The organism is Achromobacter sp. DMS1, from assembly GCF_001270295.1.
This window is the reverse complement of sequence record NZ_LHSJ01000173.1, coordinates 1-8,997: the sequence shown is the minus strand read 5'-3', so window position 1 is coordinate 8,997 and position 8,997 is coordinate 1. Positions and strand designations below refer to the sequence as shown.

Below are 8,997 nucleotides of genomic sequence, written 5' to 3'. Positions count from 1 at the left end.
CCGATGGCCGAGGCGGCGATCAGCGCCTGCAGGTCGTCGGTGCGGGGCAGTTCGCCGAAGCTGGCCCAGTCGCGCCGCGGGCCGAGGCCGCCGTCGTCCAGGATGTCGAACTCGGAAATCCGGTTGCCAAAGGTTTCATTGACGATCAGCGTCCTGCCGTCCGGCGTGATGAACGAGCCGTTGGGGAAACAGAGGTCGTGCGCCACCGCGCGCACGCTGCCGTCGGGGTCGGCGCGGGCAATGACGGTATTGCGCACCGGCTCGCCGGCCATGAGGTCGAAACCGAAGTTGCCCACATAGGCCCGGCCCCGCGCATCCACCACCATGTCGTTGACCGGCCCGCCCGCCAGGGCCGACAGGTCGGCATGCTCGACCAGCGCGCCGTCGCGCTCGCGCCGCAGCAGCTTGCGGTCTTTCATGGACGCGACCAGCAGGCGGCCGTCGGGCAGCCAGCCCAGGCCCGACGGCTGGGCCGCCACGCGGCAGATCTCCTCGACCTTGCCGCGCAGGTCCACGGCGATCACCTTGCCGGTATAGAAATCCGACGCCCACAGGCGCTCGTCGTGCCAGCGCAGGCCTTCCAGATAGGTGTATCCGCCGGCCAGTTCGGCCAGTTCGCGTTTCGGCATTGCGTGTCTCCTCTTTTTCTCATGGCTGTCATCCCCGGGAAGCCGCCCGGACGCGGCCATTGTGTCACGTCCTGCCGGCGCCGGGCATCGGCCGGCCGGGCGGATGTTCCGTCCCCGAACTGACAACAAGCTGTCAGGCTGGAACGCTAACATCCCGGCCTCGGGTTAACCCTGGTCGGGACACCCGTCTTTCCACGCCGGACGTCCAGGCGCTCGCCCGGGCCATCCGCTCCTGTTTTCTGTCGAATATGAATACAAAAAAGCTGACGCGCTATATCGGCATCGCCATGGTGCTGGGCGTCGTGGTGGGCTATTTCTGCAACAAGTATGCGCAGGACGCCCAGGAGGCCAAACAGATCGCCTCGTACTTCGGAATGGTCACCGACGTGTTCCTGCGCATGATCAAGATGATCATCGCCCCGCTGGTCTTCGCCACCCTGGTGTCGGGCCTGGCCAGCATGAGCGACGCCAGCGCCGTGGGCCGCATCGGCCTGCGCGCCATGTTCTGGTTCATCACGGCCTCCGCCGTCTCGCTGCTGCTGGGCCTGGCGCTGGTGAACCTGTTCGAGCCGGGCGCGCACCTGAACCTCGCCCTGCCCGACGCCGGCGCCACGGCGGGCCTGAAGACCGGCGACTTCACGCTCAAGGCCTTCCTGGCCCATGTATTCCCCAAGAGCATCGTCGAGGCCATGGCCAACAACGAGATCCTGCAGATCCTGGTGTTCTCGCTGTTCTTCGGCTCGGCCCTGTCCTTCATCCGCAGCCGCGGGCACAACACGATCTTTCACATGGTCGAGGAGCTGGCCAAGATCATGTTCCGCGTCACGGACTACGTGATGCGCTTCGCGCCCTTCGGCGTATTCGCCGCCATGGCCGCCGCCATCACCACAGAAGGTCTGGGCGTGCTGGTGAGCTACAGCAAGCTGATCGGCGAGTTCTACCTGGGCCTGGCGCTGCTGTGGGCGATTCTCTTCGGCGTGGGCTACCTCTTTCTGGGCCGTTCGGCCTTCCGCCTGGGCGGCATGATCAAGGAGCCCACCCTGCTGGCCTTCTCGACGGCCAGCAGCGAATCGGCCTACCCCAAGACCATCGAGGCCCTGGAGCGCTTCGGCGTGTCCAAGCGCATCTCCGGCTTCGTGCTGCCGCTGGGCTACTCGTTCAACCTCGACGGCTCGATGATGTATCAGTCGTTCGCGGTGCTTTTCATTGCCCAGGCCTACAACATCCCCATGAGTCTGCCGCAGCAGCTCACCCTGCTCCTGGTGCTGATGGTGACGAGCAAGGGCATGGCCGGCGTGGCGCGCGCCTCGCTGGTGGTGGTGGCCGCCACCCTGCCGATGTTCCACCTGCCCGAAGCCGGCCTGCTGCTCATCATGGGCATCGACCAGTTCTTCGACATGGGCCGCACGGCCACCAACGTGGTGGGCAACAGCCTGGCCACGGCGGTCATCGCCAAGCTGGAAGGTCCGCTGGACGAAGCCGCGGCGCCGGCGCCGGAACGGGAAAAGCTGGAGCGCGCCGCCTGAGGCGCTGCGGCGGCGCGCCTTGACCCTGGCGCGCCAGCGGTAGCAACATAGCCCTTCCGCAATCCGCCGGACGGCGGCGCGCGATGCGCGCCGCGTCTTATCCATGCGCCATGAAACGCGCCCTGACATCCGCCCTTTCGTCCCGCGCGCTGGCGGCCATCCTGCTGGCCGCCGCGGCGCCCGCGGCCTGCGCCTGGACGCGCATCTCCTGCGACCTGCAAGGCAAGGTCGCCAACGCCCCGCTGGAAATGCGGCAGTACCGCACGGACGGCAGCGCCATCGCCCGCCTGCTGTTCCGGCTGCGCGTGAACGAGGCCGTCATTCCCCAAGGCGAGCGCGCCGACACCGACTGCACCGAATTCGTCAACCGCGAGATCGACGTCGCGCTGGAAAACGCCAGCCTGCGCGCCATCCGCCGCGGCCAGCCGCTGCGGCTGCGATACCGCTACGACGAATCGCGCGGCGAGGCGCTGGCGACGCAGTTCGAGCTGGAAGATCCGAAACCGGCCCGCGCCCCGGCCGCGGCGCGCTGAAAACAGGCTCCGCCGGCGTCGTGCAACGCCGGCGCGCCGGCGGGGTATAGTCGTGGCATGCCCTCCCCATTTTCCACCGGGTGCCTGCCATGATCAAAGGATCCTGCCTCTGCGGGCGCGTGGCCTACGCTATCAACGGCCCGCTCACCGATGCCGTCAATTGCCACTGCGTGATGTGCCGCAAGGCGCACGGCGCGGCCTTCCGCAGCCGGGCCACGGTGCAGGCCGGCGATTTTTCCTGGACCAAAGGCGAAAACCACGTCACGTGGTACAGCTCCTCGCCCGGCCATTACCGGGGCTTCTGCGAGGCCTGCGGCACGCCCCTGCTCACGCGCTTCGACCAGCAGCCCGACGTGTACGGCCTGGCGCTGGGCGCGCTGGACGACGATCCCGGCGTCAAGCCCATGGCGCACTGCCACGTGGCGAGCAAGGCCCCGTGGTACGACATCACCGATGACCTGCCGCAATACCCCGGCGCCATCGAACGCGCGCCCCAGCCCGATGGCGAGGCGGCCTGAGGTTCGGGGCCCACTGAGGTTCCGGTCCGGAATTCCGGGCCTGCGGCCGGCGCTCGGGCCCCGGCCGCGCCATCGCCGCCCTATCGCCGCCGATGCGGACATAAATCCTGGCTAAAACCTCGGGTTTGCGCTAACATAGAACAGTGAAATTTCCGCACAGAAACCAGTTCGGCCCCGGCCACGGCAGCATCGTGGCGCATGGTCCGGCCGGTTTCTCCTGAGCGCGGCCGTTCGTGGCTGCCGCTCCAACCGCTTCTTCCGGCAGCGCACAGCAGCGCCGCCGCGACCAAGCCGCGCACCGCGCGCACCGCCCTCGCGGCGTGAGTATCCGTCATACCAGACATCCACTCGGGATGCCGCCGTGGCCCATACCCACGCCTGTCCGGACGTTTTTTACGTTCAACCCCGGACCCTGCCGCCCGGCAGCGTCCGACGCGCCAGCCGCCTCGCGGCACGCCGCGGCGCGTACCGAACAAAGGAGTAGAGAATGGCGAAAGAAGAACTCATCGAACTCAACGGCATCGTGGACGAAGTGCTGCCCGACAGCCGCTATCGCGTCACCCTGGACAACGGCATCGAAGTCGGCGCCTACGCCTCCGGCCGCATGCGCAAGCACCGCATCCGCATCCTGGCCGGCGACCGCGTCACCCTGGAAATGTCGCCCTACGACCTGACGAAGGGCCGCATCAATTTCCGCCACAAGGACGAGCGCGCGCCCGCGCCGCACCGCCCCCAGACCCGCCGCTGACGCAGGGCGCCGGCCGGATGCTTCCGGCCGGCACGCCCTTTTCCTTTTCTTGCCGCCGGCCCCGCGCCCGGCCTGATGCGCAAAACCGCGCGTTGGGCGAAAATGCGTGCCGCGCCCCGACGTCCTCGGGCAGGCACGAAGCAAGATGGAACCCAAGGAAGAGCTGCAAACCGCCGCCGACGCGCTGACCCGCGCGCGCCGGAGATTCGCCCGTGGCGAGGAAGGACTGCGCCTGCTGCGCCAGTCGCGCGAGGCTTTCATCAACAGCCTGCGCAACACGGGCCTCACGTATTCGGAAGCCAAGACCAAATACGACAACTGCCTCGAAGAGCAGGAAGCCGAGCAGGCCCGCGTGCTTGAGGATCTGCGCTACGCCGAGCGCGTGTACCAGTACGTGGTGGCGCGCATCGCCCAGCCCGCCGGGCAGGACTGACCCCGCGCCTCAGGGACGGAAAGCGCCGATGAAGATCGCGGGGTCCACCCGCGCATCGTTCAGGCTGACGTTCCAGTGCAGGTGCGGCCCCGTGGCCCGGCCGGTGGCGCCCACCTTGCCGATCGGCGCGCCGCGCGGCACCTCGTCGCCCTGTTTCACATCGATGGCCGACAGGTGGCAGAACATGCTCACCAGCCCCTGCCCGTGGTCCAGGAAGACCGTCTTGCCATTGAAAAAGAGTTCGCCCACCAGGGTGACGACACCCGCTGCCGGCGCCTTCACGGGCGTGCCTGCCGGCGCGGCGAAATCGAGCCCCGAGTGGGGGTTGCGCTCCTCGCCGTTGAAAAAGCGCCTGAGGCCGAAGGGGCTGGACAGGCGCGCGCCGTCCACGGGCCGGTCCAGCACGAGGTTGCTCGGGATCACGCCGGCGCGGTAGCTGCGGTAGGCCGCGTTCTGGAGATCCAGTTCGCGTTCGATACGGGCGAGATCGTCCGGATCGGGATGAACCTGGCGGCGATTCTTGAGCGTGATGTGCTGGGCGGCGTATGTCTTGGCCCGCACGACGAACTCCAGCTCGCGCTCGCCCGCCGCATCGCGCACCCGCGCCGATTGCCGCCCCGGCTTGACCGACAGCGGGATGCCCAGCACGGCGATCCAGCGCCGCCCTTCCTCGCGCACCACCAGCGCCCGACGCCCCAGGTAGGCGACTTCGGGCGCCTCGGGCGCGTCTCCCAGGCCCAGCACGGCCACGCCGCCCGGCACGGGAATGTTCAGCTTGCGGGTGATGAATCCTTCCTGGGCGCGCGCCGGGCCGGCCGCGCTCCAGGCCAGCGCAGCCAGCGCCAGACGCAGTGCGTCGCGGCGCCCGAAACGGCCGTCAGCGGAAGCGGTCGGCATCGGCGTTCAGCGGCACAGGTTCGCGGCCTCGACGATGCTCTGGTCGCGGTGGTTGATGCGCGTGGACAGGCGCGTCTCGGTCTTGCCCTTCCAGTGCGTGGTGGTCAGCACCGCCTCCACGCCCATGCTGTTGCGCAGGACGAGTTCCTGCCCGTTGCGCACGTCGTGCCGCTCGGGCTGCAGGCCCATGCCTTTCCAGGCCTCGGCCACGCACGCCGTGTATTCCTCGGCGCTGCGCGGCGTGGACCCGTAGAAGATGGGGTCGCGTTCGCGCACGTCTTTCACGTTGGCGCAGGCGGACAACAGGGTCAGGGCGGCAAGGGGCAGAACGATACGGGCCTTCATCGGGAACTCTCTGGATGCGCGGATGGAAAACGCGGCCAACTATACCGCAGCGCCCGGCTCACCCGCGGGCCTGACGGCGCGCCGACTTGGGCCGGAAGGCCGCGATCACCTCGGGCCGCGTCTCGGCGTAAGGGCCGCCGATGAGGTCGATGCAATAGGGAATGGCGGCGAAGATGCCCGGCGCCAGCACCGCGCCGTCCTCGGACTTCAGCCCTTCCAGCGTCTCGCGTATGGCCTTGGGCTGGCCGGGCAGGTTCACGATGAGCGCCGCATGGCTCCGCGTTTCGCGGATGACCGCCACCTGGCGCGACAGAATGGCGGTCGGCACGAAGCGCAGGCTGATCTGGCGCATCTGCTCGCCAAACCCCGGCATTTCGCGGGTGCCCACGGCCAGCGTGGCCTCCGGCGTGACGTCGCGCCGCGCGGGCCCCGTGCCGCCGGTGGTGAGCACCAGGTCGCAGCCGTTGTCGTCCACCAGTTCGATCAGGGCCTGTGAAATGCGCTCGCGCTCGTCGGGGATGAGCCGCTCCACCGCCTGCCAGGGCGAGGCCAGCGCCGAACCCAGCCATTCGCGCAGCGCGGGCAGCCCCTGGTCTTCGTAGACGCCGGCGGAGGCACGGTCTGAAACCGACACCAGGCCAATGACGAGCTCATCGGGATGGCGGCGGACGATGCGGGCGGAATCGGTCATGGGATGCGGAGAGAAAAGATACATAAAGATACAAAATAGGGCGACGCGGCCGCAGGGCGCAACATCCAGGCCGCACGCCGTTCCCGATGCTATCGCATTTGCGCGGCGATGAATTCATGGCCGCTGCCGGAACGGGGACAGTTCACAAATCTGCAATAATCTCGCCACCTTGCCGGAACCTCTCCCCGCTCCCCCATGTTCGACCTCTTCCACGGCCTGGATTTCTGGGTCGGCCTCAGTCTCGTGCTGGCGCTCGCCTTCGTGCTGGCCTTCGAATTCATCAACGGTTTTCACGACACGGCCAACGCCGTGGCCACGGTCATCTACACCAAGGCCATGCCGCCGCACCTGGCCGTGGTGCTCTCCGGCATTTTCAACTTCCTGGGCGTACTGCTGGGCGGCGTGGGCGTGGCCTACGCCATCGTGCACCTGCTGCCGGTGGAACTGCTCATCAATGTGGATACGGGCCGCGGGCTGGCCATGGTGTTCGCCATGCTGGCCGCGGCCATCGCCTGGAACCTGGGCACCTGGTATTTCGGCATCCCGGCCTCCAGCTCGCACACGCTCATCGGCTCCATCCTGGGCGTGGGGCTGGCCAATGCGCTCATTACCGGCCTGCCCGTGGCCGACGGCGTGAACTGGGGCAAGGCCATCGACATCGGGCTGTCGCTGGTGGTTTCGCCCGTGGCGGGCTTCGTGGTAGCCGGCGCCCTGCTCCTGGTGCTGAAGCGGCTGCGGCCGCTGTCCAAGATGCACAAGACGCCCGAGCAGCGCCGCGCGCTGGACAACAAGAAGCATCCCCCCTTCTGGAACCGCCTGGTGCTGGTGCTCTCGGCCATGGGCGTGAGCTTCGTGCACGGCTCCAACGACGGCCAGAAAGGCATCGGCCTCATCATGCTGGTGCTGATCGGCATCGTGCCCGCCAATTTCGTGCTCGACGCGGGCAGCACCACCTACCAGATCGAGCGCACCCGCGACGCCGCCACCCACCTGAGCGCGTTCTACCTGCGCAACCAGACCCTGCTCGGCGACTACCTGGCGCTCGGAAGCGCGCGCCAGACCGACCCGCTGCCGCCCGGCTTTCGCTGCGACGCCAAGCTCACGCTGCCGACCATCGCCGCGCTGCAGGCCGACCTGCAGGGCGTGCACAACTACGCCGAGCTGCCGGCCGCCAAGCGCATCAACGTGCGGCGCTACCTGCTGTGCCTGGACGACACGGCCAAGAAAGTGGCCGCGATGCCCGACCTGCCCGCGCGCGAGCGCACCGACCTGCAGCGCCTGCGCGCCGACCTCACCGCCACCACCGAATACGCGCCGTTCTGGGTGATCGCCGCCGTGGCGCTGGCCCTGGGCGCGGGCACCATGGTCGGCTGGCGGCGCGTGGTGCTGACCGTGGGCGAGAAAATCGGCAAGCAGGGCATGACCTACGCCCAGGGCATGTCGGCCCAGCTGACGGCGGTGGGCGCCATCGGCCTGGCCAATGTGTTCAGCCTGCCCGTCTCCACTACCCACGTGCTCTCCTCGGGCGTGGCGGGCACCATGGTGGCCAGCAAGAGCGGACTGCACGGCAATACCGTGCGCAACATCCTGCTGGCCTGGGTGCTGACCCTGCCCGCCGCCATGCTGCTGGCGGCCGGCCTGTTCTGGGTAGGCGTGCAGATCACGGGCTGAGCGGCCCGCGCGGAGGTCAGGTCGCGCCGCTCTCGCCGATGTCGCCGTCGCGCTGCAGGGCGCGGTGCATGGCCGGCCGCTGCGCCAGGCGCTCGACGTAGGCGTTGAAGACCGAGGTTTCGGGCATGAGCTTGACCCGCATCAGGTGCTGCATCGAGCCGCCCAGCACGATGTCCACGGCGGAGAACTTGTCTCCCAGGAAGAACGGACGCGACTCCAGCACGCGCGTGAGCACTTCCTCGACCTCGTCGGCCGAGGCCCAGCCCAGCGCGGCGCTGCCCGCGTGCGGCAGCTTGAACGCGCGCTCGACCAAGGCGGGCTCCAGCACCCCCGTGGAATACGAAAGCCAGGTCAGGTAGGGCCCGCGCTGGCGGTCGCCCACCACCGGCCCCAGGCCCGCCTGAGGAAACAGGTCGGTGAGATAGAGCGCGATGGCGGGCGTCTCGAACACGGGAACCCCGTCGTGGACCAGCGCCGGCACCTTGCCGTGGGGATGAATGTCGATGTAATCGGCCGGCGGCCGGTGCCCGTCGTCGCCGCGGCGGATGGACACCATTTCGGTGTCGTACGGGACGCCCAGTTCTTCGAGCAGCCACAGTATCCGGAAGGACCGCGAGCGCGGCGCGTGATAAAGCGTAAGCATGGCCTGTCTCCGTATGGGAACCGGACCATTATGCCGTAGCGCGCCCTGCGGCGTGTCACCCCTGGCCCGACAGCGCCAGCAGCAGCCCGTACCCCGCCATGCCCAGCAGCACCGCCGCGCCGGTATTGCTCATCAGGCGCGAGGCCACCGCGGTGGCGGCCAGGCCGCCGGCATAGGCGCCCAGGCCCGGCATGCCCGCCCCGGCGTCCAGCAGGTCGGGCACGATGACGCCGCCGCGATGCCCGCCAGCAGGCTCGGCCCCAGGGCCGAAAGGGCCGAGCCTTCGCGGGCGAGCCGGCGCAGCAGCCTGCTGCGCTCGGACAGCAGGAACGGCAGCGCGCGCGTCAGGTAGGTGATGACGGC

Annotated in this window: 11 protein-coding genes and 1 pseudogene; 6 read left to right on the top strand and 6 right to left on the bottom strand. The window is 68.7% G+C overall.

The window, feature by feature from the left end; genetic code table 11:
* A partial coding sequence (locus tag AD428_RS18175) for an SMP-30/gluconolactonase/LRE family protein (protein ID WP_053246110.1) occupies positions 1-629 on the bottom strand: 629 nt, incomplete at its 3' end.
* Positions 630-877: 248 nt separating this feature from the next.
* Here AD428_RS18175 and AD428_RS18170 point away from each other — a divergent pair.
* The 5 genes from AD428_RS18170 to AD428_RS18150 all read left to right on the top strand — a co-directional run bounded on the left by AD428_RS18170 (position 878) and on the right by AD428_RS18150 (position 4,387).
* Positions 878-2,155 (top strand): dicarboxylate/amino acid:cation symporter, encoded by a 1,278-nt coding sequence (locus AD428_RS18170; protein ID WP_152968142.1) that lies wholly within the window; start codon positions 878-880, stop codon positions 2,153-2,155.
* A 110-nt stretch (positions 2,156-2,265) separates the two neighbouring features.
* Positions 2,266-2,688 carry a hypothetical protein gene (locus AD428_RS18165; protein WP_053246113.1) on the top strand — a complete coding sequence of 141 codons (423 nt, stop codon included), beginning with the start codon at positions 2,266-2,268 and terminating at the stop codon, positions 2,686-2,688.
* 89 nt (positions 2,689-2,777) lie between these two features.
* Complete coding sequence (locus tag AD428_RS18160; protein WP_053246109.1) at positions 2,778-3,206, top strand: GFA family protein; 429 nt, start codon at positions 2,778-2,780, stop codon at positions 3,204-3,206.
* Between the two features lie 487 nt (positions 3,207-3,693).
* On the top strand, positions 3,694-3,954 hold the full coding sequence (gene infA / locus AD428_RS18155; RefSeq protein WP_053246108.1) for a translation initiation factor IF-1: 261 nt from the start codon (positions 3,694-3,696) through the stop codon (positions 3,952-3,954).
* Between the two features lie 145 nt (positions 3,955-4,099).
* Positions 4,100-4,387, top strand: coding sequence for a hypothetical protein (locus tag AD428_RS18150; protein WP_053246107.1), 288 nt, complete (start codon positions 4,100-4,102; stop codon positions 4,385-4,387).
* A 9-nt stretch (positions 4,388-4,396) separates the two neighbouring features.
* Here the strand turns inward: AD428_RS18150 and AD428_RS18145 are convergent, their stop codons facing one another.
* The 3 genes from AD428_RS18145 to mog are packed head-to-tail and all read right to left on the bottom strand — an operon-like array spanning position 4,397 to position 6,320.
* Positions 4,397-5,284 carry a peptidoglycan DD-metalloendopeptidase family protein gene (locus AD428_RS18145; protein ID WP_082308486.1) on the bottom strand — a complete coding sequence of 296 codons (888 nt, stop codon included), beginning with the start codon at positions 5,282-5,284 and terminating at the stop codon, positions 4,397-4,399.
* Positions 5,285-5,290: 6 nt separating this feature from the next.
* On the bottom strand, positions 5,291-5,629 hold the full coding sequence (locus AD428_RS18140) for a hypothetical protein (RefSeq protein ID WP_053246106.1): 339 nt from the start codon (positions 5,627-5,629) through the stop codon (positions 5,291-5,293).
* 58 nt (positions 5,630-5,687) lie between these two features.
* A complete protein-coding gene (gene mog / locus AD428_RS18135) occupies positions 5,688-6,320 on the bottom strand; it encodes a molybdopterin adenylyltransferase (RefSeq protein ID WP_053246111.1) in 633 nt (210 codons plus the stop codon).
* A 195-nt stretch (positions 6,321-6,515) separates the two neighbouring features.
* On the opposite strand from mog, the gene AD428_RS18130 reads away from it, so the two are divergent.
* Complete coding sequence (locus AD428_RS18130) at positions 6,516-7,991, top strand: inorganic phosphate transporter (RefSeq protein WP_053246105.1); 1,476 nt, start codon at positions 6,516-6,518, stop codon at positions 7,989-7,991.
* A gap of 16 nt (positions 7,992-8,007) precedes the next feature.
* On the opposite strand, the gene AD428_RS18125 is transcribed toward AD428_RS18130, so the two are convergent.
* The gene (locus AD428_RS18125) at positions 8,008-8,634 is read right to left on the bottom strand and encodes a glutathione S-transferase family protein (RefSeq protein WP_053246104.1); all 627 of its coding nucleotides are present in this window, start codon (positions 8,632-8,634) and stop codon (positions 8,008-8,010) included.
* Positions 8,635-8,689: 55 nt separating this feature from the next.
* Positions 8,690-8,997 (bottom strand): annotated as a pseudogene (locus AD428_RS29635) (AzlD domain-containing protein); the annotation flags it as partial.